The sequence below is a fragment of the Roseateles sp. genome, from assembly GCF_052436255.1.
Classification (GTDB): domain Bacteria; phylum Pseudomonadota; class Gammaproteobacteria; order Burkholderiales; family Burkholderiaceae_C; genus Pelomonas.
In genome coordinates this window covers 25,306-49,889 of sequence record NZ_JBQVNP010000002.1, presented here as the reverse complement: position 1 = coordinate 49,889, position 24,584 = coordinate 25,306, and the positions used below count along the sequence as shown (strand labels likewise).

22 protein-coding genes are annotated in these 24,584 nt (G+C 63.7%); 4 read left to right on the top strand and 18 right to left on the bottom strand.

The annotated features are described in order from the left end of the window. Positions 1-129 precede the first annotated feature (129 nt). Genes ACT6S0_RS00905 through ACT6S0_RS00890 form a run of 4 tightly spaced genes read left to right on the top strand, consistent with a single transcriptional unit; the run spans position 130 to position 4,632 of the window. On the top strand, positions 130-1,587 hold the full coding sequence (locus ACT6S0_RS00905) for an oligosaccharide flippase family protein (RefSeq protein ID WP_444762033.1): 1,458 nt from the start codon (positions 130-132) through the stop codon (positions 1,585-1,587). Between the two features lie 7 nt (positions 1,588-1,594). Further along, a complete protein-coding gene (locus ACT6S0_RS00900; RefSeq protein ID WP_444762032.1) occupies positions 1,595-2,800 on the top strand; it encodes a glycosyltransferase family 2 protein in 1,206 nt (401 codons plus the stop codon). Between the two features lie 13 nt (positions 2,801-2,813). After that, positions 2,814-3,686 (top strand): dTDP-4-dehydrorhamnose reductase family protein, encoded by an 873-nt coding sequence (locus tag ACT6S0_RS00895; protein WP_444762031.1) that lies wholly within the window; start codon positions 2,814-2,816, stop codon positions 3,684-3,686. Between the two features lie 7 nt (positions 3,687-3,693). Then, entirely contained in the window at positions 3,694-4,632 is a 939-nt protein-coding gene (locus ACT6S0_RS00890; protein ID WP_444762030.1) for an acyltransferase family protein, read from the top strand. Here ACT6S0_RS00890 and ACT6S0_RS00885 read toward each other — a convergent pair. The 18 genes from ACT6S0_RS00885 to ACT6S0_RS00800 all read right to left on the bottom strand — a co-directional run bounded on the left by ACT6S0_RS00885 (position 4,629) and on the right by ACT6S0_RS00800 (position 24,513). After that, complete coding sequence (locus ACT6S0_RS00885; RefSeq protein ID WP_444762029.1) at positions 4,629-5,765, bottom strand: glycosyltransferase; 1,137 nt, start codon at positions 5,763-5,765, stop codon at positions 4,629-4,631. The two genes, ACT6S0_RS00890 and ACT6S0_RS00885, sit on opposite strands and share 4 nt — an antisense overlap. Positions 5,766-5,776: 11 nt before the next feature. Continuing rightward, complete coding sequence (locus tag ACT6S0_RS00880; protein WP_444762028.1) at positions 5,777-7,021, bottom strand: glycosyltransferase family 4 protein; 1,245 nt, start codon at positions 7,019-7,021, stop codon at positions 5,777-5,779. A 2-nt stretch (positions 7,022-7,023) separates the two neighbouring features. Continuing rightward, positions 7,024-8,157 (bottom strand): non-hydrolyzing UDP-N-acetylglucosamine 2-epimerase, encoded by a 1,134-nt coding sequence (gene wecB / locus ACT6S0_RS00875; RefSeq protein WP_444762027.1) that lies wholly within the window; start codon positions 8,155-8,157, stop codon positions 7,024-7,026. Beyond that, positions 8,154-9,266, bottom strand: a complete 1,113-nt coding sequence (gene wbjC / locus ACT6S0_RS00870; RefSeq protein ID WP_444762026.1) for a UDP-2-acetamido-2,6-beta-L-arabino-hexul-4-ose reductase — start codon at positions 9,264-9,266, stop codon at positions 8,154-8,156. The genes wecB (ACT6S0_RS00875) and wbjC overlap by 4 nt, the downstream gene beginning before the upstream one ends. Positions 9,267-9,270: 4 nt before the next feature. Next, on the bottom strand, positions 9,271-10,308 hold the full coding sequence (locus ACT6S0_RS00865; protein WP_444762025.1) for a polysaccharide biosynthesis protein: 1,038 nt from the start codon (positions 10,306-10,308) through the stop codon (positions 9,271-9,273). 2 nt (positions 10,309-10,310) lie between these two features. Then, on the bottom strand, positions 10,311-11,096 hold the full coding sequence (locus ACT6S0_RS00860; protein ID WP_444762024.1) for an AglZ/HisF2 family acetamidino modification protein: 786 nt from the start codon (positions 11,094-11,096) through the stop codon (positions 10,311-10,313). After that, entirely contained in the window at positions 11,090-11,719 is a 630-nt protein-coding gene (gene hisH, locus ACT6S0_RS00855; RefSeq protein WP_444762023.1) for an imidazole glycerol phosphate synthase subunit HisH, read from the bottom strand. Before hisH ends, ACT6S0_RS00860 begins: the two co-directional genes overlap by 7 nt. Beyond that, positions 11,716-12,855: an N-acetyl sugar amidotransferase gene (locus ACT6S0_RS00850; protein WP_444762022.1), complete on the bottom strand. Its 1,140-nt coding sequence runs from the start codon at positions 12,853-12,855 to the stop codon at positions 11,716-11,718. The genes hisH and ACT6S0_RS00850 overlap by 4 nt, the downstream gene beginning before the upstream one ends. A 16-nt stretch (positions 12,856-12,871) precedes the next feature. After that, complete coding sequence (locus ACT6S0_RS00845) at positions 12,872-13,987, bottom strand: glycosyltransferase family 4 protein (RefSeq protein WP_444762021.1); 1,116 nt, start codon at positions 13,985-13,987, stop codon at positions 12,872-12,874. Positions 13,988-14,045: 58 nt separating this feature from the next. Beyond that, positions 14,046-15,254, bottom strand: coding sequence for a glycosyltransferase family 4 protein (locus tag ACT6S0_RS00840; protein WP_444762020.1), 1,209 nt, complete (start codon positions 15,252-15,254; stop codon positions 14,046-14,048). 5 nt (positions 15,255-15,259) lie between these two features. Further along, complete coding sequence (locus ACT6S0_RS00835; protein ID WP_444762019.1) at positions 15,260-16,603, bottom strand: hypothetical protein; 1,344 nt, start codon at positions 16,601-16,603, stop codon at positions 15,260-15,262. Continuing rightward, entirely contained in the window at positions 16,596-17,852 is a 1,257-nt protein-coding gene (locus tag ACT6S0_RS00830) for a lipopolysaccharide biosynthesis protein (protein WP_444762018.1), read from the bottom strand. Before ACT6S0_RS00830 ends, ACT6S0_RS00835 begins: the two co-directional genes overlap by 8 nt. Further along, on the bottom strand, positions 17,849-18,949 hold the full coding sequence (gene wecB / locus ACT6S0_RS00825; RefSeq protein ID WP_444762017.1) for a non-hydrolyzing UDP-N-acetylglucosamine 2-epimerase: 1,101 nt from the start codon (positions 18,947-18,949) through the stop codon (positions 17,849-17,851). The genes ACT6S0_RS00830 and wecB (ACT6S0_RS00825) overlap by 4 nt, the downstream gene beginning before the upstream one ends. Before the next feature lie 5 nt (positions 18,950-18,954). Then, on the bottom strand, positions 18,955-20,055 hold the full coding sequence (locus ACT6S0_RS00820) for a DegT/DnrJ/EryC1/StrS family aminotransferase (RefSeq protein ID WP_444762016.1): 1,101 nt from the start codon (positions 20,053-20,055) through the stop codon (positions 18,955-18,957). Positions 20,056-20,060: 5 nt separating this feature from the next. Further along, complete coding sequence (locus ACT6S0_RS00815) at positions 20,061-20,633, bottom strand: acyltransferase (protein ID WP_444762015.1); 573 nt, start codon at positions 20,631-20,633, stop codon at positions 20,061-20,063. 6 nt (positions 20,634-20,639) lie between these two features. Continuing rightward, the gene (locus ACT6S0_RS00810) at positions 20,640-21,701 is read right to left on the bottom strand and encodes a Gfo/Idh/MocA family protein (protein WP_444762014.1); all 1,062 of its coding nucleotides are present in this window, start codon (positions 21,699-21,701) and stop codon (positions 20,640-20,642) included. 66 nt (positions 21,702-21,767) lie between these two features. Then, entirely contained in the window at positions 21,768-22,862 is a 1,095-nt protein-coding gene (locus ACT6S0_RS00805) for a lipopolysaccharide biosynthesis protein (RefSeq protein ID WP_444762013.1), read from the bottom strand. Between the two features lie 16 nt (positions 22,863-22,878). Next, positions 22,879-24,513: an SLBB domain-containing protein gene (locus tag ACT6S0_RS00800; protein WP_444762012.1), complete on the bottom strand. Its 1,635-nt coding sequence runs from the start codon at positions 24,511-24,513 to the stop codon at positions 22,879-22,881. Positions 24,514-24,584 lie beyond the last annotated feature (71 nt).

Genomic DNA, 24,584 nt, shown 5'->3' with positions numbered 1-24,584 from the left:
GGCAGAAAAACATGGCTGTATCGAGAAAGTTGCCCGGGCCTTGAGCAGGATCTTCATGTTATCAGGCGACGCCCGCGGAGCGGGTAGCTGGCGACCCGCCACCTACAATCGTGCGCCCTGAGGCCGCCCTTGAGAATCGTTCGCCATTCCCTTCTAAACCTGATCGGTCTTGGCGCCCCGCTGCTGGTGGCCCTGTTTGCGATTCCGGTCCTGCTCGCGGGGCTGGGCACGGCGCGTTTCGGATTGCTGACGCTGATCTGGGCGCTGGTGAGCTATTTCGGCTTGTTCGATCTGGGTCTGGCGCGTGCGCTGACGCTGCGCCTGGCCGTCGTGCTGGAGAAGGGTGAGGACGCGCTGGTGGGGCCGCTGTGTGGCACCGCGCTGATCCTGTTGGGCGGCGTCGGGCTGGCGGCCGGATTGGCGCTCTACCTGCTGGCGCCCTGGCTCGTTGGGGGCTTGCGCGATTTGCCCGATGTCCGCGAGGCGCTGGTCAGCCTGCAATGGTTGGCCCTGGCCCTGCCAATGGTGATAGGCACGGCCGGCCTGCGCGGCATGCTGGAGGCCTGCGGCGCATTCGGGCTCGTCAATGGCATTCGAGTGCCCATGGGTATCTGGACCTTTGTCGCGCCTGTCATCGTCCTTCATCTGTACGGGGCCGATCTGACAGCGATCGCCGCAGTGCTCACCATCGGCAGGCTGCTCGGCGCCCTGGCCCACGGCGTGGCCACTTGGTACGCGCTGCCGCAATTGCGTGGTCGAATCAGTTGGCGGCGCGACCTGCTCGGTTCGCTGCTGCGCTCTAGCCAGTGGCTGCTGGTCAGCAACCTGCTAGGGCCCCTGATGGGCTATGCGGACCGCTTCATCGTCGGCCTGTTCGTGCCGGTGGCGACACTGGCCTACTACGCCACGCCGCAGGAGCTGGTGATGAAGCTCTGGATCCTGCCAGGCGCCCTGACGGCAGTGCTGTTCCCGGCGCTGGCGGCGCAGATTGCGCAGCGGGAGCAGGACGCTGCGCGCCTTTGCAGGCAGGCTTTGCTTGGGTTAAGTGTGGTCCTGCTGCCCATCACCCTGGGTCTGGCGACCTTTGCCGGGCCACTGCTGTCGCTCTGGCTTGATGCCGGGTTCGCGGCCGAGGCCCAAGGTTGTCTCCTGATCTTCTCGCTCGGCATGTTCGTGACCGGTCTGGCGCAGCTGCCCTACACCGCCTTGCAAAGCGCCGGGCGGGCCGCGACGACGGCAAAGCTGCATCTCCTCGAATTGCCAATCTTCATCGTGGCACTTGCCTGGGCCGCGTCCCAAATGGGCATCGAGGCGGCCGCCTGTGTTTGGCTGGCGCGTGTGGTGCTTGATGCCGTATTGCTGGTCGTGGCGGCGCAGCGCCTGCCATTAGAGGGAGGCGGTCGGCTTTTCGACAGGAAGGCGATCAGGCTGTTGATGCTGGCCCCCTTCGGTTTCGTAGGGCTGCTGCTCCCCACCACAACGCTGCGGATATCCGCCTGGTTGCTGGTCAGCGCGATTTGCGTGATCGGCGCCGTGCAGGCCCTGCTGCAGCGATCAAAGACAATGACGCGCCTAGATCCGCTCTGACAACCTCATGCCGCCGCTCTTGTCTGTTGTGATGCCCACGCACAATCGTGCTCGTTACGCGATGCACGCGATCGAGTCGGTGCTCACCCAGGGGGACCGGAGGCTCGAATTGGTGGTCAGCGACACGAGTACCGATGGCGAGCTGATGCGCTGGGTCGCCCAAAATCCGCTGGGCCGCGACCCGCGCCTGAAATATTTCAGGCCTGAGCAGAAGCTGGACATGACCGGCAACCACAATGCCGCCATCGGGGCCAGTAAGGGCGAGTTCCTCTGCCTGATCGGAGACGACGACACCATTGCCGGCGGGCTGCTTGAAGCGGCGCAGTGGGCGCATCAAAAGCGGGTCGACCTCATCGCACCAAACGTGGTGGCTAACTATGTCTGGCCGGACTTTCGCTCCCGGCATTTTGGCGCTCGGCACGCCTCTCGGCTGTATTTCGCCAAGCAGATGGGCGGCGGCAAGGTCAGCCGTGCTTCCGATTCGCTGGCCCTGGCTTTGCGGGAAGCCGCGCAAGGCACGGACGGTCTGCCGAAGATATATCACGGCGTCGTTCGCCGCACCCTGATGGAGCGAGTTCGCGATCGTTCGGGGCAGTACTTCCATGGTTCCAGCCCCGACGTTTCCGGCGCCGTGGGGCTCGCGGTCTGTTCCGAGACATTTCTCGTTGTCGACTTCCCCTTGTCAATTCCGGGCGCTTCCGGCGGCAGCAATTCCGGGCGCAGCGCGATGAATACCCACAAGGGCAAACTCAGCGCCGAATCTCAGACCAGCAGCTTTGTCGCCGCTGGCTGGAGTCCCGGTGTGCCCAAGTTCTTTTCGGTGGAAACGGTCTGGGCCCATGCCGCCCTCGAAACCCTGAAGCACCTGGCACCTTCGACGCTGATCGAGTTCAATTTCGTACGCCTGCTCGCGACCTGCAGCTTGCGTCACCCTGAGTACGGATCAGAGATTGCGCAGGCGACTTCAGAGGCTTCGGAAATTCTGGGCACGCCACTGCTTGGATTGCAGGCAGCGGTCGCTCGCGAGCGAAGAATGCTTAGACGCGCGCGTATTCGCTACATCCTGGCTCGGGCAATGCGCCCGACGGCCGCCGGCGGTCGCCCGTTTGTCGATGGTCTGGCTACTGTGGCCGAGGCGCCACCCCGCCTCGCTGCTCGCCTGGTCGAGATGAAGCTCGACTGGGAGACCGCTGTGCGCTGTCTGGTGGTTTGAAGGCATCGTGCTCATGACGCATTCCCCCAAACGACTCCTGGTTCTTGGCGCCAATGGCATGCTGGGCAACGCCGTGCTGCGCTGGTTCTCGCAAGACCCGTCCTATGCGGTTATCGGCGCAGTACGTCGCGTCGAAACGGTTGAGGGCCTGAGGGCGCGCGCGCCGTCCGCGTCATTCATTCCTTGCGCGGATGCGGGCGACCTGACCGCGATGCGGCGTCTGTTGGCCGACGTACGTCCGGACGCGATCATCAATTGCATCGGTATTGTCAAGCAGCTGGCCGGGGCAGATGCGCCCGCCCTGACCATACCGATCAATGCGTTGCTCCCCCATCGCCTGACCCGCCTTGCGCAGAACCACGGCGCACGGCTGATCCATATCAGCACGGACTGCGTGTTTTCCGGCGCGGCCGGCAACTACGCCGAGTCAGACACCCCTGACGCTGCCGACCTTTACGGCCGCAGCAAGCTCATGGGCGAGGTGGACTACGACAACGCGGTCACGCTTCGGACATCCATCATCGGCCATGAGCTTCATACCTCACATGCCCTCCTGGGGTGGTTCCTTGCTCAATCCGGCCCGGTGTCAGGGTTCAGCAACGCCATCTTCTCGGCGCTACCAACGGTCGAGCTGGCTCGCGTCATTCAGGAGTTTGTGCTGCCCAACCCCGGGTTGCGCGGCATCTACCATGTGGCCGGACCCGCCATCAGTAAATACGACCTACTGCAGATGGTGGCTCGCGTGTACGAGCGCCGCAACGTGATCAACGCCGAGCCTATTCCGGTTCTGGACCGGTCCTTGAACGCGGGTCGTTTCAAGACTGCCACAGGCTACTGCTCACCCGACTGGGACGAGATGGTGACAAGAATGCACGGGTTCGGTTGACGGGCTGATGCTGCGGTCCCTACAGGCTGGCCGGGCCGTTGCGGCACTGATGGTGCTTTGCTTTCACCTCGGCCTGGCCATCAAGCACTACTTCGGCGTGGACTTGTTCCTGGTGCCGTTCGGGCATGCCGGCGTCGACTTCTTCTTCGTGCTGAGCGGGTTCATCATCAGCTTGGCGCATCGCGGCGACATCCACCAGCCTAGGCAGTTCGGGCGATTTATCTGGAAGCGCTTCGCCAGGGTCTACCCCATCTACTGGATAGTCTTCCTTGTGGCGTACGCCGGGGCCTATCGCATCGTCGACCTGTCTCCCGGTGACCTGGTGTGGGCGCTGTTACTGATACCGGCTAATTCGGCGCCAGTCGTTTCGGTGGCTTGGTCGCTGCAGTGGGAGGTGGTCTTCTATGGGCTGTTCGGTGCGCTGATTCTTCATCCGATCCTGGGCTTGGCCGCTCTCGCCGCCGTGCTGCTCTGCTGGCCCTACGGCACCGTCTATCTGGCGCTCTTTTTGGCCGGTGCGTTGAGCGCCCTCGTGGATCAGTGGCGACCAACCCTGCCCGGGCGGACAGTGGCCCTGCTCGGTGCGGCGATATTCATCAGCGCCTGTGTCTACGACGTCGCCATGGGGCACAAGCCCACGCTCTGGCTTGGGCTTGGCTCCGCCGTGCTGGTGCTTGGCCTTGTCAGCGCGGAGCGTGCCGGCCACGTGTTCGGTCGCCATCCGGCACTGCAGCTGCTGGGCGACTCGTCCTACTGCATCTACTTGGTGCACTACCCCGTCATCAGCGCTGCATGCAAGGCCGCCATGTGGCTTGGCCTTCGCGGCCAAACCTGGGGTTGGTTGCTTTATCCCGTGATGCTGTCAGGAGCTGTGCTGGCCGGCGTCGCGCTGCACCGCTTGATCGAAAAGCCCTTGCTGGGCAGGCTGAACAAAGACCGGCACTAACGATGCGCTGACGCGGCCTGCGCTAGCAGAGCTCCCATCGCGGCGATGTCAGCTTCAGCATCGAGCCGAGCTGCGCCGAAAGCCTGCGCGCGTTGGCGCTGCGCAAGGCGGTCGCCAGCGGGGAGGGCGGCGAACGCATCCACCGCTTGTACGAATTGCGGGACCTGCAGTGGCAGATCAACGCCAACGCCTGCAGCGGCAAGCTGCCGCCACGGTGTCTGATCGCTGATAAGCAGCGAGCAGCCTGCCAGGAGCGCTTCATGAATCACGTAGCCGTTGTTCTCTGCCTGGGTCGGGAGGAAAAACAACTCATACTTCGCCAAGGTCCCGACAACCTGCCCGGGGTCGATCGGCCCGAGATAGTGAGCCTGTACCCAGGCAGGCAAGCGCGCCATCGCGTCGCGACAGGCAGCCCAATAGTCGGCATCGCCGACAGGCCCCACGATGTCCAGGGCCACGGGTACCTTGACCTGGGCTAGGGTCTCGAGCGCGAACAGCAGGTTCTTCTTGGCTTCGATGCGCGAGAGGAAGACGATCTTCAAGGGCGCAGATGATGCAGGGCAGTGGGGTTGCGGCAATGCCCGTAGCCTTGGCGGCAGGTCAGCGACAAGGTGGACAGGACTGAAGCCGAAGTCACGCACTGCCTGTTGCTCTGTTTCGCTGGTGGCATGGAACTGCAGCCTCCTGAACAATCCCAGGCCGCGCATTAGCCGCAGGTAGATCAGCTTCTTCGTTCGACGCTGCATCAAGGCGCCGCGCATGAGCTCACCCCGAGGTGCCAGCAGCACAGGCAGATCGGGTAGTCTCAGCCTTCGCAGCAGCAGGGGCAGGGCCGTGAATACTGGTGAAAGGATGCTGTTCAGGTAGATCAGGTCCCAGGGCTGGCGCAGTAGCTCGTCCATGTGCCTGAACGCCGCAAGGCCGCGCGGCAGATGGTGCAGCTTGATACCGATCTTTTGCTGCGCATCCAGGCGGGCTGTATCAGCAAAAGGCTCGGCGGTGTGCAGGTCGTGCGCGCTGGCGGCAACCACGAATTCGAAGTCGTTCTTCAGGTGCGCCACGAGACTCACCACCGCCGTCACCGAGCCGCCTCCCTTGCTACTCGGCAGGAAGTAAGGGTTGAGCACGAGCACTCGCAGCCTCGTCATGGCCGTCGTGTGCGAAAGCCCTCGTGCGCTGCTTGCATCCACTGTTCGAGCTGGCCGATCAACGTGTCGCGGTGGAATTGTGAGCGGCAGTACGCCTGCGCATTTACCCCCATGGCCAGGCGCTCGTGCTCGGGCAGGCTGGCCAGCCGGCGCACCTGGTCAGCCAATGCGACGCTGTCGCCGGCCGGGCAGGTCAGCCCCGCGCCAGCTTCATTTACCACCGTTGCACCCTCGCCATCTAGCATCGCGAGAAGAGGCTTGCCAGCCGACAGATAGGCGGAGACCTTGCCAGGAATGGTCATAGCGAAGATGGGCTCGGCCTTCAGCGACACGAGCAGCGCATCCGCACCCTTGAAGAAGGCCGGCATGCGCTCAAGTGGATGCCGGCCCAGCATGAAGACGGTCTCACTCAGCCGGCGCCGCGTGATCTCGGCCCGCACCCACTCGGCCGCCCGGCCGTCACCGACGATCAGCCAGTTGACATCCTTGCGGTCGCGCATCCTCTGGGCGGCAGCAAGGATGGCTGGAAAGTCCTGCGCATCGCCGATATTGCCGGCAAACATGACCTTGAACGCACCGTGATGCGGAGCCAGCTCGGCGGCGGTCGCCACTTCAGCCAGGTCGCGATCGAAGGCCTCCTCGGCCCACTGCGGGAAGTAGCGTGTCTTCTCAGGGGCTTGGGACCAGCGCTCGATCGGTGCGAAGAAGGAGCGCGACTGACCCAGGATCAGGTCGCAGCGCTTGTAGATGAAGGCGACCAGCCGCCCCACCCAGCCAAGCGCGCGCGGCGAGCGCACCATGCCCACGGCCGACAGTGTGTCGGGCCAGAGATCCAGCACCCACAGCAGCAGTGGTGCCTGCTTGATGCGGCGCAGCAGCACGGCTGGCAGGGCCGACGTGATAGGTGAGGTCTCGAAGCAGAAGATGGCGTCGAACGCTCGCCCGCGCAGCCTCCACGGTCCGAGCAGGCAGCCCCAGAAGACGAAGCTCCAGTAGTTCAGCAGCAGCCGGATCGAGCCCTTGCCGCGAGGTCGCAACGGCACGCGAATGACCTCGGCGCCGTGGTAGTGGGTAAACGCTGCCGGTTCCGCCGCATACTCGTCGAAGACCTGGCCGCCGGGGTAGTTGGGTAGGCCGGTCAGCACGGTGACTTCATGGCCGCGCGCACGCAGCTCGGAGACGATTTCGTTGACGCGAAAGGCTTCGGGCCAGAAATACTGGCTGACGACGAGGACGCGCATCCTCAGTCGTACTGGCGCCAGACCACGCGTTTCACATAGTCGGTGTAGCTGTGAATGATGCGCACGACCTTCTGCGAGACGTTGGGCACGCTGTAGTCGACCACCAAGCGAAGGCTGCGCTGTTCGCCGCGAGCCTGGGATGCCAGCACTGCCAGGCCCTGGCGCACGCGCTCGACCGACAGGCCGGTCATCATGACGGCGCCTTCCTCCATGCCTTCGGGGCGCTCGTGCGCCTCGCGCAGGTTCAGCGCCGGGAAGTTGAGGATGGACGACTCCTCGTTGATCGTGCCGCTGTCGGAAAGTACCGCCATGGCTGAGGATTGCAGCCGCACATAGTCCAGGAAACCGAGCGGCTTCATGAGCATCACGCGCGCATGGAACTTGATGCCGTCTGCATCGATGCGCTTCTGTGTCCGCGGGTGGGTGGACACGATGACCGGCAGGTTATGGTCCGCTGCAACAGCATTCAAAATGCCGACGAGCTTGCCGAAAGTGCGTGGCGATTCGATGTTCTCTTCGCGGTGGGCACTGACAACGAAATAGCGTCCCTCGTTCAGGTTCAGACGGCTCAGCACCTCCGATGACGCGATGCCGTCGCGGTAATGGTTTAGCACCTCGAACATCGGACTGCCGGTCTTGATGATCTGGTCGGGCGGCAGTCCCTCGCGCAGCAGATAGTCGCGGGCGATCGTGCTGTAGGTGAGGTTGATGTCAGCCGTGTGGTCGACGATGCGGCGGTTGGTTTCCTCGGGCACGCGCATGTCGAAGCAGCGGTTGCCAGCTTCCATGTGGAAGATCGGGATCTTGCGGCGCTTTGCGGCGATGACGGCCAGGCAGCTGTTCGTGTCGCCGAGCACGAGCATCGCCTCGGGCTGCTCGGCTTCCAGTACCGTGTCGATGCCGCCGATGATGTTGCCGATAGTCTGCGCCGCGCCGCCCTGGGCCGCGTTCAGGAAGTGCGCAGGTTTGCGCACGCCGAGATCGTCGAAGAAGACCTGGTTGAGCTCATAGTCGTAGTTCTGGCCCGTGTGAACAAGGATGTGGTCGCAATGTTCGTCGAGCGCGGCCATGACGCGCGAGAGGCGAATGATCTCGGGGCGGGTGCCAACGACGGTCAGCACCTTGAGCTTCTTCATGGCTTGACTTTCATGGCAGTTGTGTCGGGGCGTGCACGGTCGAAGATCTCGTTGGCCCAGAGCATGACGATGAGCTCGTCCTCGCCGACATTGGTGATGTTGTGGGTCCAGCCGGGAATGGTCTCGACAACCTGCGCCTCGCCACCGCACGTGACGAGTTCATGGGTTTCGCCGCTGTCGATATGGCGGAAGCCGAAATGCGCCGTGCCCTTGATGACGAGAAACTTCTCGGTCTTGGTGTGGTGGTAATGCTCGCCGCGCGTGATGCCGGGGCCGGCCGTGAAGTAGCTGAACTGGCCGCAGTCGGGCGTCTTCAGCATCTCAACGAAGACACCGCGCGGGTCGGCGTGGCGTGGCACCTGATAGGAAAACGCTTCGGGCGGCAGGTAACTGACGTATGTGGCGTATAGCGCGCGCGTCAAGCCGGTGCCGACGCGGTCGATCATCAGGCCCTCACGGGTTGCTCGGAAGCCGTTCAATGTCGCGGCCAACTCGCCAACGGTGGTTTCATAGGTTGGCATCACCTCCACGAAACCGGACGCAGGTGGTGCCGAGCCGAGCAGGCCAAGCATCTGGTCGATGACGTCATCGATGTAGACCAGCCGCAGCGGTGCGGCGGGGTCGTTGATCGTGACCGTCATGCCCCAGGCGATGTTATGGCAGAAGGTCGCGACGACCGAGTTGTAGTTGGGCCGGCACCATTTTCCGAACACATTGGTCAGCCGGAAGATGTAGACCGGCACGCGGCACTGGCGCTGGTAGTGCAGCAGCGCGTCTTCGGCGGTGCGCTTGCTGCGGCCGTAGACGTTGTCGAGCGTTGCCTGTGTGGAGGAGGCAAACGCGATCGGCGGTGAGCCGGGCAAGCTGCCGAGCACCGCAACGAGACGCAGGCTGAAGTCTGCATTGCCGTCGTCGAATTCGGTCGGATCCTGGGGCCGGTTGACGCCGGCGAGGTGAAAGACGAAGTCCAGGCCACTCAGCTGCTCGATGAGCTGGGCGTCGTCGGCGCGATGCGAGATGAGCCGCACGTCGGTATGGCCGGCTTCGCGCAGCCGCCATTGCAGGTTGCGGCCGACGAAGCCGGAAGCGCCGGTGATACCGATCTTCACAGCCTCAGTCCTCCGCCGTCACGTTGGACTCGCCTGCGGCAAGGCGGCGCATGAAGTCGAGCTTTATCAGCAGCGCCGTCATGCCGGCGACGTCGAGGCGCTCGGTGTTGTGGGAGGTGTAGTCCTCGGCATGTTGGATGCGTGTCTCGCCCTGATCGACAAACTTCGTGTAGTTCAGGTCGCGGCCATCGGGCGGGATGCGGTAGTAGCCGCCCAAGTCCTCGGCGCCGGCGCGCTCCTCGCGGCTCAGTAGCGCCTCGTAGAGCTTCTCGCCGTGGCGGGTGCCGATCTCACGGATGGGGTGGTCAGCCGCGCCGATGACGCCGAGCACCGCCTCGGCCAGCACGCGGATCGTTGCGGCGGGCGCCTTCTGCACAAAGATGTCGCCATTGCGGCCGTGCTCGAAGGCGTAGAGCACCAGTTCGACGGCGTCGTCCAGCGTCATCATGAAGCGGGTCATCGCGGGGTCGGTCAGCGTGATCGGCTTGCCGGCCCGCACTTGCTCGACGAACAGTGGAATGACCGAGCCGCGCGAGGCCATGACATTGCCATAGCGCGTACCGCAGATGACCGTACCGGTGCCTTCCAGATTGCGCGAGGCTGCGACCATGACCTTCTCCATCATGGCCTTGGAGATGCCCATCGCGTTGATCGGGTACACCGCCTTGTCGGTGGACAGGCAGATGACGCGCTGCACGCCGGCCGTGATGGCGGCGTCGAGCACGTTCTCGGTGCCCAGCACATTGGTGCGAACGGCCTCCATCGGATGGAACTCGCAGGATGGCACCTGCTTCAACGCCGCCGCGTGGAAGCAGTAGTCCACACCACGCATCGCGCCAGCGACCGCGCGCGGGTCGCGCACATCACCGATATAGAACTTCAGCTTGGGATGCGCGTACTTCTTGCGCATGTCGTCTTGCTTCTTCTCGTCGCGGCTGAGGATGCGGATCTCGCGCAGGCCGGAGTCCAGGAAGCGGCGCAGCACGGCGTTGCCGAAGCTGCCGGTGCCGCCGGTGATGAGCAAAGTCTGGTTGTCGAACATGGTCAGCGGGGGAGTGCAGCGGCGAAGAGGGCGTCCTTCTGGGCCGGCTGCGGGTAGTTGATCAGTACGGCGCGGTACTGACCCTTGAAGACGAAGAGGCTGCCAGCCGCGGCACCGATGACGCCGCAGGCCTTGATCAGTGCCTCGATATCGGCCAGCGAGCCTGCACCGCCGAGCACGCTCATCGGGATGCGCAGCGCGGCGCGCATCTGCTTGGCGAGGTCGAGGTCATAGCCCTTCATGACGCCGTCGCGGTCAACGGAATTGAGCACGATCTCGCCGGCCCCCTGGGCCTGGCATTCGCGTGCGAAGGCAATGGGGTCGAGCTTGTGCGCCTTGGTGGCGTTATGCGTGCAGAGTTCGTAGCCGCTCGAAAACAGGCCGGTCTTCTTGCGCACGTCGAGCACGACGACGACGCTTTGACCACCGACCGCATCGGCGATGCGGCGGATGCAGGTGGGGTCCTCGACGGCAGTGCTGCTGATGCAGACCTTCTCGACGCCGAGTTCGATGATCCGCTTGGCCTGCTCCGGCGTGCGAACGCCGCCGCCATAGGCCAGCGGCATGCGGCACTCGGCGGCCAGGTCCTGGATCAGCTTGTAGTCTGGCTCCACGCCATTGCGCGTCGCGTCAATGTCGAGAACGACCAGCTCGTCGGCCTCCTTCTCGTTGAAGATCTTGACCGCGTTGATGGGGTCGCCGACGTACTTCGGATCCTTGAACCCGACGGTCTTCACGAGGCCGCCTTCATGCACAAGCAGGCAGGGCGTGATGCGCGGCCTCAGCATCGCGACGACTCCAGCTCTGCGAAATTCTTCAGCAGCATCGCGCCCCAGTGATGGCTTTTCTCCGGGTGACCCTGCATGCCGTAGATGCAGCCATTGCGCACCGATGCGGTGAAGGCCGAGCCGTACTCGGCCTGCGCGGCGACATGGGCGGGGTTGCTGCATTCAAAGCAATAGGAGTGCAGAAAGTAAAAGCGCGCGTCGGTCTCCAACCCCTTGAATAGCGGCACACCGGCGACCGGACTCACGTCGTTCCAGCCCATGTGCGGCAGTGGCAAGCCAGCGGTCTTGCCGGCGCTGTCGAAATGCCTGACCTGGCCGGGCACCCAGCCGAGCCCCCGGCATTGACCCTCGTCGCTGGACTCGCCGAGCATCTGCATGCCAACGCAAATGCCGAGCACCGGCACGCCGCCGCGGGCAACCATCGCGTCCAGCGGCTCGCGAAGGCCCGAGCCATTGAGGCGGTTCATCGCATCGTCGAAGCCGCCGACGCCGGGCAGGATCACATGGGTCGCGTCTTCGATCTCCGCGGCCGTCGTTGCGAAGCGCGTTGGGATGCTCATCCGCTTGTACATGGTGGCCAGTGCGCCGATGTTGCCGACGCCGTAGCTGACGATGGTGATCATCGGATGATGGCCCGCTGGACGCCCAGAGCACGCAGCACCCGCGTGCCGACCTCAATAATCGCCATGTCGTTGGCGTAGTCCTTGTACGTCTTGGGTTGGCCGCGGTGCAGGGCCTGCAGTTCGGCGACCGTCAGGCCCAGCTTGGTCGCGATGTACTCGAAATCGTTGGCGAGCGTCTCGTCGTCGTAGGCCGGAATCGCGATCTTGGCGAGAGCGTCCTCGCGATTGAGCTGGCCGGTCAGGATCAGGCTGGAGAAGTGAGCGCGGCGTTTGTCGTAGCCGAACTTGCTGGGCAGCCAGTAGCCCTCGTAGAAGCGGGTGAAGCGCGACTCGTAGTGCTTGTGCGCGTATTTTTGCCAGCCGAACTTTTGCACCAGTTCGTCCATGGCCGCCTCCTTGTAGAAGGGCACGCAGTTCAACGGTTTGACAACCTGCACGCCCTTGAAGAAGCGGTAGTAGATCTTGAAGCGGAAGATGCCCGCGAGCGGGAACTTCTTCAGCGGCCGTGTGCCGAAGCGGCGGTGGATGTCCTTGAGCTGGCGCACATCGGACGCGTGGTAATGCCACTCCAGCGGCTCGCGAACGCACTCGGTCGAGTAGTTCGCGCCGGTCATGATGTATTTCGCGTTGTTCTTGGCCGCGAAGTTGTAAAGGCCAGCGAAGAAGGCGTGGTCCTGAGGCGTGTCCAGGTGCGGTACCTGGGCCTTGAAGAAGGCCAGCTGCAGGTCGCGCATCTCGGGCCAGTCGATGACCTCGGTGAACAGGTCCAGCCCCAGGCCGTCGACCAGCTTCTCGATGTTGTTGACGGCCTGCTGCGAGTTCCAGCCGGCGTCGACGTGGTACAGCAGCGGCCGCAGGCCGAACTTCTCCTTGGCCAGGTAGGTGACGTAGGAGCTGTCGACCCCGCCGGACAGGCCGATCAGGCAGTCATGGTCCTTGCCCTTGCCGTCGCGCTTGATCTGGTCGACCTGGGCCATGATCTCGCGCTCGCCGCGTTCGTCGGTGTGCCAGTTCGGCAGGATGTTGCGGTGGTAGTTGTTGCAGTAGTCGCACCAGCCGCGCTCATCGAACACGATGCCGGAGTCGGACGTGTCCATGATGCAGTTGGTACAAATCTGGTAGGGGCGCAAGGGCATGGTTCTGGCAATGGAGTCAGGCGGTTGCGTCCAGTGTGGACAGGACCGAGAGAAGACGGCGATTGTAGGTAGCTACCCTGTAGCGTTCTTCCGCGAGTTGGCGGTTGTGGTGGGCCTGCCGAAGCAGCGCCGCGCGGTCGGCCAGGCATTGCCGCAGCGCTGCGGCGATTGATTCGGCCGAGCGCGGCTGAACTTGCAGCCCCGACTCGCCAGGCGTGAAGACATCAAAGATGCCGCTGTGATCGGTTGTGATGACGGCGCAGCCCGAGGCATAGGCCTCCAGGATGGAAATCGGCTGGCCTTCATAGGAGTAGTAGGTCGGCAGGCAGAACACATGGGCCTGGCCCAGCAGTTGAGCCTTGGCAGAACCGCCCACGACGCCGTGATAGGTGATCCGAGGCGCTGCCGAGATGCGGGCGAGGAAGGCGTCGCGCGCGGCGTTGCTTTCGAAGGCACCGGCGAAGTCGAGCTGGATCTGTGCCTGCTCGGCCCGACTCAAGCCCAGGTAGGCTGCCAGCAGCTCCTCATGGCCCTTGCCGGGAATCAGGTTGCTCAGGTAGAGCAGGTGCAGAGGTCCCGACGATGCGAATTTGGCCTCGATCTCGACGGTATCGCGGAACAGGTAGTCCTGCGCGAAGTTGGGGACGAGGTGGGCATGCTCCTCGCGCCAGCGTTGCGGCAGGCCCTCCAGCAGCGGCAGTTGGCGCTCGCCGAGCAGGATGACAGCACCCATCCTTCGCCAGAAGAAACGGTTGAGGGCCGCCAGTCGCGGGTGGTCACGCAGCAGTACCTTCATACCGGCGCCGCCGTGCAGGTGAATGGCCATGTGCGGCAGTCGGCCGGCGCAAACGGCGTAGATCAAATAATCCTTCAGGTTGCCGGCGACCGACTCCGAGATCGTGAAGTAGACGAGGTCGCAGTGCCGCGCCCGGCGCCAGGCCTGCCAGACGAACCCCAGCACCTCGCGGACGCGGCCCAGCGCGCCACCCATCACACCGCTCTTCAGGCTGGTCTTGTGGATGTTGATGACGTCGACCTGGTGATGCTTCTCCAGCTCATCGAGGAAGACCCGGCAGGCCAGCGACTGGCCCGTGACGGGATCGGGCAGGGGCGCGATGAAGAGGACTTTCATGAATGTGGCTGCGCACGCGCAGCGGAAGAGGGCAGTGGCTCGCCGGAACGGGTTGCGTTCAGGCGGGAACGGGGCGCTTCCAGGCGGACACGGCCCGCTCCAGCACGGCGGTGAACTGGCGCGCGATCGGCACGTAGTCGTAATGCTGCAGCACATAGTTCCGGGCGTTGGCGCTGACGGCGGCGGCGCGGTCCGGCGGTAGGCTGGCGATCTCCATGATCTTGGCGCGGAAGTCGGCGAGGTCGCCGGGCTTGAACACGAAGGCGTTGTCGGCTTCGATGCGCTGCACGTTGATCTCGTTGTCCTCGAACAGCACCGGGAGGCCGCAGGATTGGGCTTCGAAGAAGCTCATGCTGCACTGCTTCGGAAAGATGGCGAGGTCGGCACAGCAGTAGTACTGGGCAAGGTCGTAGTAGCGTTGTGTCGGCAGGCGCACCAGCTTGTTGCCGCTTGCGGCCAGCGTGCGCTCGACCTCCTCGCCGTAGGCGCCGTCGCCCGTGCCCACGACGAGCAGTTCGATCTCGCGGCCCGCTGCCCGGGGGAACTTGTCCTTCAGTGTTTCGGCGAGGAACTTGCCGCCCTTGCTGGCGTCGAGCTTGCCGGCGTAGAGCACCACGTAGGCGTCCTGCGAAAGACCGAGCCGCGTGCGGGTCTCGCGGCGCACTTCGGCATTGGGGCTGAAGTAGGAGGTGTCAGTGCCGAAGGACAGCAGGTCGGTGTAGCTCAATGGAATGCCCAGGCACTTCTGGACATAGTCGCTGTCGACGACGCGGATGAGGGGAATGTTCCGGCCCAGGATGATGGGCGTCACGAAGCGCTGGTAGAAGGCCCGGAACTGGTGCTTGAAGCGGTTCTCCGAGGCCATCTCGAGCATGTGGCAGTCGAGGATCATCGGATAGCTGAGCCAGCGCGACATCCAGATGAACAGCATGCCCGTCATCGTGTCTTCGCTGTGCACGAAAGCCACGTCGGGCTTCAGTCCGGAAACGGTCTTGAGCAGGCGCCTGGGCGAGAAGATCGCCCGGCCGCTGTAAAAGGTCAGCAGGGGCAGGCGGATGATGCGCACGCCCGTTTCCCGCTCGAACCGGGCGTCCCGTTCGGTCATGTTGTCCTTGCCGAAGAAGGACGTCAGGAACGTGGGCATCTTGTCCAGTTCCGCCGTGACGATGGTGCAACGGTGGCCTTGAGCCACCTGCAGGCGGGACAGCAGGTTGACCTGGTACCCCGCGTCGGGGTGGAAGAAGTCTTCGACGTGAACGATGTGCATGGGATCTAGGTACTTCGCGGCGGGCTGTCGACCGCAGGCTCGATAGGGGGCGCAGTGTGCCGGGGTGCGGGTCTGGCGGCGAACCAGAGCAGCAGCACGGTAAGTCCGCCCCCGGCGGACATCAATGCGGTCGACAAGGGCAGATTGAGCATCCCGAGCCAGAAGCCGGACAGCCAGAGCGCGACGAAGCGAGCCGGGTAGTTGGAGCTGACACGATTGATGAGGAAAAACACGGCGAACACGGCCAGCGTGATGAGCGGAATGCCTGCCAGGCCCAAGGCTGCAAAACCGTCGCTGGCCCAGAAGTTGGCGTTGTAGTTCGCAAGTTCGCTGCCGCTGTAGTGCAGGCCGATGGTCTGGCCCAGCGAGTATTTGCCGTAGGGATAAGCGTCGGTCAACGTGTTGATGACCGAGATGTGGCTGTAGTAAGTGAGGCCGTTCTGCGTGAAGTAGTCGTAGTAGACGAAATTCGCCCAGCCGCCCGCGCACAGTGTGCGCAGCAGGAAGATGAACTTCACCCAGAACCCAATGCCGTCATCGGACAAAACGTCGGTGACGATGATCAAGGCCAGCGTCAGCACGATGAGGAGGACCGGCAGGAACTTCTCGCGCGCGCGCATTAGCGTGTGCATGATCAGCATGATCGGCGGCATCAGGATCATGGCCTTGGCACCGGTAGAGGTGTAGATGAGCACCGCCGCGCTGATCGCCAGCACGACATCCCCGACGCGCTTGTTCAGGATGCCGCGTGCCAGGTAGAAGGGCAGGAAGCAATACGACAGCCATGACACGAAGTAGTCGACGAGGGGGCCAGTGTCGATTTCATTGGTGTCGAAGCGCAGGTCGTAGACATCCTCGAACCCGACGAAGCGCATGTGATTGCGGTAAGTCCAGACCAGCAGCACCAGCGAGACCACCATCAGCAGGCCCATGATCGGCTTCAGACGCGTCAACGGTACCTGCTGCGCCGCAGGACGCCAGCCAGCCGCCGCGAACGCCATGAAAACACTCATGCTGGCTGCCAGGCTCGCCTGCACCACGAGCAGTTCGGCGGCGTCGCGGTTCCAGTTGAACAGCATCATCAGCTGCGTCGGCACATAGCACAGCGTGTAAAGCAACGCGATGCCGTAAGCGGAGGGCGCTTCGCTCTGTCGGTAGAACAGGCAGGGCGCCAGGAGGAAGAGGTAGGTCGCGACGGACAGCGGCAGCGGTACGGGAAAGTAGTAGTAGTGGGCGTACTCGTAGACGGGGTTGATGTACGACGCATAGGCATGTTCGAACGCGAGCGCATAAAGCAGCGCCAGTGCGATGCTTACCAGGGTGCTCCACCACTGCCTGGATTTAGACATGCTGGACCTCCCAAGAACGGCACGCCTGATACGCCATAGCGATCAACAGGCCCGACAGCACGACGCTGGCGCCAGATGCGATGCAGAACGCGAGTGCGACGTCACCCAGCAGACCGCCGTAGACAAGGCCCAGCAGCGGGAGGGCCGTTGTCGCGGTCTGGATGGCCAGGCCCCGACGGACGTGGTCGGTCGCCACGAAAACGTAGGCAAACGGCTGGGCCACGAATTGCGCCAGCACGCCGGCGCACAGATAGCGCGCCAAGGTGCCGGCCTCCCGGTAGTCGGCGCCGAAAGCGAACTCGAACAGGGCGGGGGCGGTGATCAGGAGCACCAGGAAAACCGGAAGGCCCATCAGCACCATCTTGCCCAAGGTGGCGCGAAAAAACTGGCTGACGCCTTCGCCACGCCTGGTGCGGTCGACAAACTCGGCACGGAAGGCCTCAGCGATGGCTGAGCCGATCAGTGTGCTGGGAACGAACATGAAGCGGTTGGCGATTGCATAGTGCCCAACGTCGCGCAGCGAGAACAGGGCCTGCAAGATGAAGGGCTGAGCGCTGCTGCCGAGCGTCTGCACCAGCCACGAGGGCAGCACGAAGTATGGAAAGCGACGATGGGCGCTGGCCACGCCCAACAGTTGTCGCCAGCTGAAAACGGGCCTTTGGGCTTGCCATGCGTTCGCGTAGGCGAAGCTGGCGGCCAGGCCGGCCACCCAACCCAGCACCAAGCCGGAGGCCGGGGCTTGGACCGCCAGCCCGATGGCGAGTGCGATTGATACGTTGACGACCGCGCCCACGACCTGGCTGCGCGAGAACCTGCGGTAGTCATTGGCGCGCGCCGCCCACTGCTGTGCGCAGGTGTAGGCAGCCGCGAGCACGACGCCGACCGGGAGCAGGAAGTAGTAGGGCTGCACGGTCGGCCCGAGCCACCAGCGGCTAACGCCCAGGCCGACCAGCAGCAGTGCAGCGAACAGCATGGAGGAGCCCATCGTCAGGCGCGTTAGCTGGGCGGCTTCGCCGTCGTCGGTCGGCAGGATGATTGACAGGTCGTACTTCAGTGTGAAGAGGCCAGCCAGCACGGTGTTCATCGCGGTGAACACGGCTAGCGCGCCGAAGGCCTCGGGCCCGAAGAGCCGTGTCAGCAGCGGTGTGGAGCCGATCACGATGATCTGGCTTGCCATCGCCCCGGTCGCGATCCGCACGATGTTGCTGCGGAAGCGCGATCCACGCACCGGGGGCGTCGATGCATTCATTGACGGCGTGTGGCGGCAGGATGCACCCGCAACAGGTCGAGGATGCGATTGGCAGCATCGCCATCGCCATAAGGCTGCACATCGAAGCGTTGCTGGCTGGCGTGCGACTCGACGGCCGCGACCATGGCCTTGCTGTCGGTTCCGACCAGGACGTTCCATCCCGCATCCACCGTTTCCACCCACTCAGTTTCACGGCGCGTGGTGACGCAGGGGACGCGGTAGAAGAACGCTTCCTTCTGGATGCCGCCGGAATCGGTGACGATCACTGCGGCGTTCTTCTCCAGCGTCACCATGTCCAGGTAAGACACGGGCTCGATCAGCTGGACGCCGGCCAGGCGGTCCATGAGCCCGAATTCCGTGAGCTTCGCGCGCGTCCGAGGATGGATGGGTAGCACGACGGGCTGGTGTCGGGCGATGTCGGCCAGCCCGTCCACGACACCCGCCAACTGGGCCGGATCGTCGGTGGTTTCAGCGCGATGGCAGGTCGCCAGCACAAAGCCTTTTGGACGCAGACCGAGCTGAGACAGGAGAGCGTGATGCTCGTCGGCGGCATGCGCAAAGTGCAAGGCGACGTCATACATGACGTCGCCGACGAGATGAACCCCATCGGTCACGCCCTCGCGCCGAAGGTTGCTGATCGAGGCCTCGGTCGGGCAGAGCAGCAGCGTCGAAAGGCGGTCGGCGACGATGCGGTTCACCTCTTCGGGCATGCGCATGTTAAAGGAGCGCAGGCCGGCCTCAACATGGGCGATCGGGATGTGTAGCTTGCTGGCTGCCAGCGCCGCGGCCAGTGTTGAATTGGTGTCTCCGTAGATCAGCACCCAGTCCGGGCGCTCGTCGATAAAGACGCGTTCGAGTGCCTCCAGCATGCGGCCGGTCATTGCGCCGTGGCCGCCGCCGGCAATGGCGAGGTTGTGTGCCGGGGCGTTGATGCCGAGTTCCTCGAAGAACACGTCCGACATCATCTTGTCGTAGTGCTGCCCGGTGTGGACGAGCACCTCAACGAGGCCCGAGCCAGAGCGCGCGAGCACGGCGCGCGACACGGCCGCCGCTTTGATGAACTGGGGTCGTGCGCCCACGACGGTGACGATCTTCATCGGTGTCATCGAAGGGCCTTTCGCAGGGCTTCCAGCACGCTGTCCTGGTGGGCGTGGGTCAGGTCGGGGCTCATCGGAAGGCTGAGGACCTGGTCAGCGGCCGCATTGCTGTGCGGCATGCTGTCGGCAGGGCAGTTTTCGCTCAGGTAGGCCGGTTGGCGGTGCAGCGGACGCGGGTAGTGAACGGCGGTAGGCACGCCGAACTCCTTGAGCGCGGCGACGACGTCGGCGCGATTTGCAACCTTGACGGTGTACTGGGCCCAGACGCAGTCCCGGTCGTCGCCCACCTGCAGCAGTTCAACCGGCAGGCCGCCGGCCTTGATCAGTTCGGCGTAGCGGTCGCCGAGCTGCTTGCGCTGCGCGATCTCCCACTCGAATCGCTCCAGCTTGCCCAGCACGACCGCGCATTGCAGCGTGTCCATGCGTCCACCGACGCCCACGCGGGTGTGCGTGTAGCGCTGGCTCTGGCCATGCACACGGATCTCGCGCATGGCCTGGGCCAGGTCGTCGTCGCTGGTGAAGAGGGCGCCGCCATCGCCATAGCAGCCCAGCGGCTTGCTCGGGAAGAAGCTGGTGGCGCCTATCTTCGAGACATTGCAGCTTTTGCGTCCTTTATAGGTCGCCCCGAAGCTCTGTGCTGCGTCTTCGATGACCGACAGGCCGTGCCTGGCCGCGATGGCGTTGATCTCGTCCATGTCGGCGACCTGGCCGTACAGGCTTACCGGCATGATGGCCCGCGTGGCCGGCGTGATGGCGGCCTCAATGAGGGCTGGATCGATGTTGCAGTCGCCCGGCCTGATGTCCACGTAGACCGGCTTGGCGCCGGCCAGCACGATGGTCTCGGCCGTGGCCGCAAAGGTGAAGGATGTTGTGATCACCTCGTGGCCCGGGCCGATGCCTTCGGCCATCAGCGCGATCAGCAGGGCCTCCGTGCCGCTGGAAACGGTGATGCAATGCTTAGCACCGGTCAGGCAAGCCAGCGCCGCTTCGAGCTCGGCCACTTCGGGCCCCATGATGTATTGGCCGTGGTCCAGCACTTTCTGGATGCGAGCGTCAATGCTGGTCTTGAGCGCCTGGTACTGGCTTTTGAGGTCGATGAATTGCATTGAGTTCAGCCTTGGATCAGTTCGCAGCGGCCGTCGACAATGCGGTAGCGGTCGCCGGTTAGCGGGCAGGTCGCTTCGCCGTTGATGAATTCCAGGCGCTCGCCATGCCGGCTCATCCAGCCGGCTTGCCGAGCGGGAACGCCGAGCATCAAAGCAAAGTCTGGCACGTCGCGGTTGACGACGGCGCCCGCGCCGATGAAGGCATAGCGCCCAATGGTGGTCCCACAGACGATTGTGCTGTTCGCGCCAAGCGTAGCTCCTTGGCGAACTACCGTACTACGGTATTCGTCCTTGCGGGTCACGGCCGAGCGCGGGTTGTAGACGTTAGTAAACACCATGCTGGGCCCGCAGAACACGTCGTCCTCAAGCGTCACAGCGTCATAAATAGAAACGTTGTTCTGAACCTTGACGTTATTGCCGATGCTCACGTCGTTGCCGACGAAAACGTTCTGACCGAACGAACAGCGCTCGCCGACGCGCGCGCCGCCGCAGATGTGCACGAAGTGCCAGACCCGGCTGCCCTCGCCAATCTGTGCGCCGTCGTCAACGATGGCAGAAGGGTGAATGCTGACGCTCATGTGACTTCAGTATTGGAGCGGCAAGTTGACGCGGCGGCCATCGCGGGCGGACTGGTACAGACCGATCAACAACTCCAACGACTTCAGGCCTTCGCGGCCGTCAGTCTCGGGCTTGGCTTCGCCGCGCAGCACGTCGATGACGTTCCGGTAATAGAGCGGGTGACCGAAACCGTAAACCGAGGTGGTCTGGTAGCTGGCTTCCTTGATGCGCTCATCCATTGGGTCCGGCGCCGAAAACTCCCAGTGCTTGATCTCGTTGACGGCCACGCCGCCGATGACGACCGAGCCCTTCTCGCCGAGGATGGTGATCGAGCCTTCGAGGTTCTTGGGATAAGTGAGCATCGTTACGTTGATCGAGCCCATCGCCCCACTGCGCCACTTGATCGCGGCGACGCCGGTGTCTTCGACCTCGATGTCGCGCGCCAGCGTGCCGGTGTAGGCCATGACGCTTTCCACCGGCCCGACGATCCAGTCGAGCAGGTCGACATAGTGGCTCGCCTGGTTCATGAAGGCGCCGCCATCGAATTCCCAGGTGCCGCGCCATGCGGCGCTGTCGTAGTAGGACTGCGGGCGGGTCCAAAACACGCTGACGTTGACCATGTAGATCCGCCCGAAACGTCCAGCGGTGACGGCGTTCTTCAATGCCTGCAGCGTCGGATTGCGGCGGTTCTGCTTGACGACGAAGAGGCGCACACCCGCCTCATCGCAAGCGCGGACCATGTCCAGGCCTTCCTGCCACCGCGTCGCCATGGGCTTTTCGGTCATGACATGCAGGCCTGCCTTTGCGACTTGAATGGCTTGGCGCGAATGCAGCCCGCTGGGTGTGGTGAGGATCACGCAGTCGGCCGTGGTGGCGGCGAGCATGGCGGTCAGGCTCAGATGGCCAGCCGCACCTGTGGACGCGGCAGCGGCCGCCAGGGCATCGGCATCGATGTCGCAGACGTCGACCAACTCGCAATCAGCCGCCAGCTTCCTGATGGCTTCGAAATGGTTGTTAGCAATCCGGCCGCAGCCGACCAGCGCAAAGCGAACCTTGCGATCAAGGATGGGTTTTGTAATAGCGTTCATGCAATTTTCGCTCGGTGCCAGGTGGGTTGATCTGGGCGAACAATGAGCCCGCCCGGCAACCGCACACTAGATCTTGTTCTTGGCTCGCTTGCGAACTAGCGCAAGCGCGGTGTGTGCGGCTACGGCGAGCAATGCCAGCGCAAAGCCCGCAATCATCAATTGGCTGCGCTTCGGCTTTGACTTGCGCTCCGGTGGCTGCGCAACATCGATTACCTGCAACTGGCCGCCATCGCGGCTTTCATCCACGCGAGCCAGTTCGTATTGGCGCGCGATCAGGTCGAACAGGGTCTCTTGGTACTTGAACTCCCGGTAGGCACTGACGTAGCCACCCGAAGTCGACTGCTCCGACTGACCCGCACGCGCCAGTTCGCTGCGCAACCGCGTCACGGCAGCAGTCTGCTGCTGTACCTCAGGCGTGCGTTCGGCCAGACTGCTGCTGAGCATTTGCAGCCTGACTTCGGCGCTGGTGAGCTCGGCTCGCAATCTGGCAACAGCTTCTACCGCAGCTTTGGGCTCGGCCTTGATGGTTTCGGCCGACACGCCGCTGCCTTGCAAGGCACGTTGCGCTGCGTCCAGTTTGTCACGCACCTGCTTGAGCTGCCCCTCGAAGAATGCGCGCCGCTGTTGCGCCTCGGTCAACGTCAGGCCAGCGGCAAGCTTGCGCAGCTCGTCGACGTAGGCATTGGCCATCTCTGCAGCGCGCTTGGGCTCATGGTCATCGACTTCGATGACAAGCACGCCGTCCTTCTTCCCGAGGGTGACTCGCGTATTGCGCGCGAGCTTGAGCCGAGCGTCGTGCGTCAACTCTTCCTCGTAGACCGTCTTCAAGTCGAATCGTTCGAGCATCCGATCGGCAATCGTTCGACTTTGGGTGAACGTGACGTACTGGTCGCCTGTATTGCGAACCCCGCCGGAAATCCCGGCCAGCGCTCCCAGGGACGCCAAGGCGCTGGCTGCGCCACTTTGCTGCTGCTGAGGCGGCATGAAGCTGGTACGCGCAGTGAACGTCGGTGCGATCAGATAGGTGGCACCCAAAGCAAGCAAGGATGCGACAAGCGGAGCGCCCACAACCAAGCGCCACCGAGCGCCAAGCTCGGTCGCAAACTCGGAGAAAGTCAGGTCGGATTCCGCGGGCATGGACGCCGCGTCGTTGGGAAGCATCGACAAAGTTCGCCCTTTAGTTCTTGAGGGTCTTCAACGCAGCGGCACCGAGGCCGAACTGGTAGAGGATCTGCGTCCATTCCTTCGCCTCTTGGCTGAAGGTGGTGCGGGTCAGGTCTTCGGGCACGAAGACCGTGTCGCCTGGCAACGCGGCCAGCGTCGAGAAGCCGGAACCTAAAGAGATCCAGCCACTGGACTGCTGCTTGGCACTGACGACACTTCCGTTGGCGCGGATTACGAAGGTGCTGGACGTGTCCGCTCCGCGTGTGGGCCCACCTGCCAAGCGAAGCATGTCATCGATACTTGCGGCGGGCTGGAACACGAAACTGCCTCCGTTGAAAACGCTGCCGAACACGCCGACCGTTGTCGGTCGTGCAGGCACGACGAGACGGTCACCATCTTCCAGCGGGAGCTCAGGCAGGCTGGTGGCGTTGGGTGCAGTTTGCAAGACGATGCGTCCGGTCGGCTTGACCGCGCGCAGGCGATCGATAAGTCGATTGGAGCTCTGCACGCGCGCGCCCTGCGCGTTCGCTTCGTCAGCCGTCAACGCCTTCTGGGTGACCTGGATGCGCGCGAACTCCGTCTCCAGATCGCGCAGTGCCCGCTCATACTGAACTTGCTGGGTGATGCGCACGCTCTCGCGATTGAATTCGGCACCGTAGACGAAAGCGCCAGAGGTCAGGCCACCGGCGGCGTTCACGGCGTCCATCAAGCTGCTCTGCGGCGGCAGGATGTATTCGCCCGGGCGCTGCACTTCGCCTTCGACGCGGACGCGCTTGTTCTGGCGATGCTGCGGGAGCACCGCGTCCGTTGCATTGAAGGCGCGCACCAAGTCGCCGCTACGCAGGGCAGCCCGCATTTGTTGCGGCAGCTTCAGTTCGGAAATGCGGACATCGTGGCGGGTATCCAAGCTTTCAATGGCCAGACGGGACCGATCAGCGACAGGACTGAAGCCTGCGCCCATCTGCAACAAGTCATCGATGGTCTCGGTAGGCTTGAGTTCAAAGATGCCGGGACGATTGACGCTGCCGATCAGGGCCACCTGTTGGCCAACAGGCCCGATGTGCACGACGTCCTCTGCCTGCAGCACGCGGTCAGCCATCTTGTCGCCGCCCAGCAGCAGTTCATAGAGATCGAACTGACTGACCAGCCTTCCGCCGCGGCGCAGTTCGATCTGACGCAAGCTGCCGGCCGACGAGGGACCGCCCGCCTGGATCAGCGCGTTGACGATGGTTGACAGACTGCTGACGGCGTAGGCGCCGGGCTTGGTCGTGAAGCCGGTGACGTAAACGCGGATGCTCCGCAACCGTCCCAGCGAGGTGCTCAGCCGGTAGTTCTTGAAGACCTGGCTCACGCGCTGGTCGATGGCTGTGTTGAGTTCGGCATAGCGCAGGCCCGCTACCATGACCGGCCCGACGCGGGGAATGGTGATGCGACCACTGCGGTCCACGTTCAGGCGCAGGTCAGCCTCGACGGCGCCCCACAAGTTGACGAGCAGCTCATCGCCGACGCTCACGACGTAGTCGCCCGGAATCTGGCTGGAGCCTTCCCCCGGGACCCCGCTGCGCGAATTGAGCAACTCCATGCCAAAGCGAGGTACTTCGACGTCCTCGCCCACCGCCCGCTGCACGTACCGCTCGAACTCGCTCATCTCCGAAAGCAGACGTACTTGCCGACCAGGCGGTTGCGTGGGTCGAAGCGACTCGCGCTGACCTTCTCGCG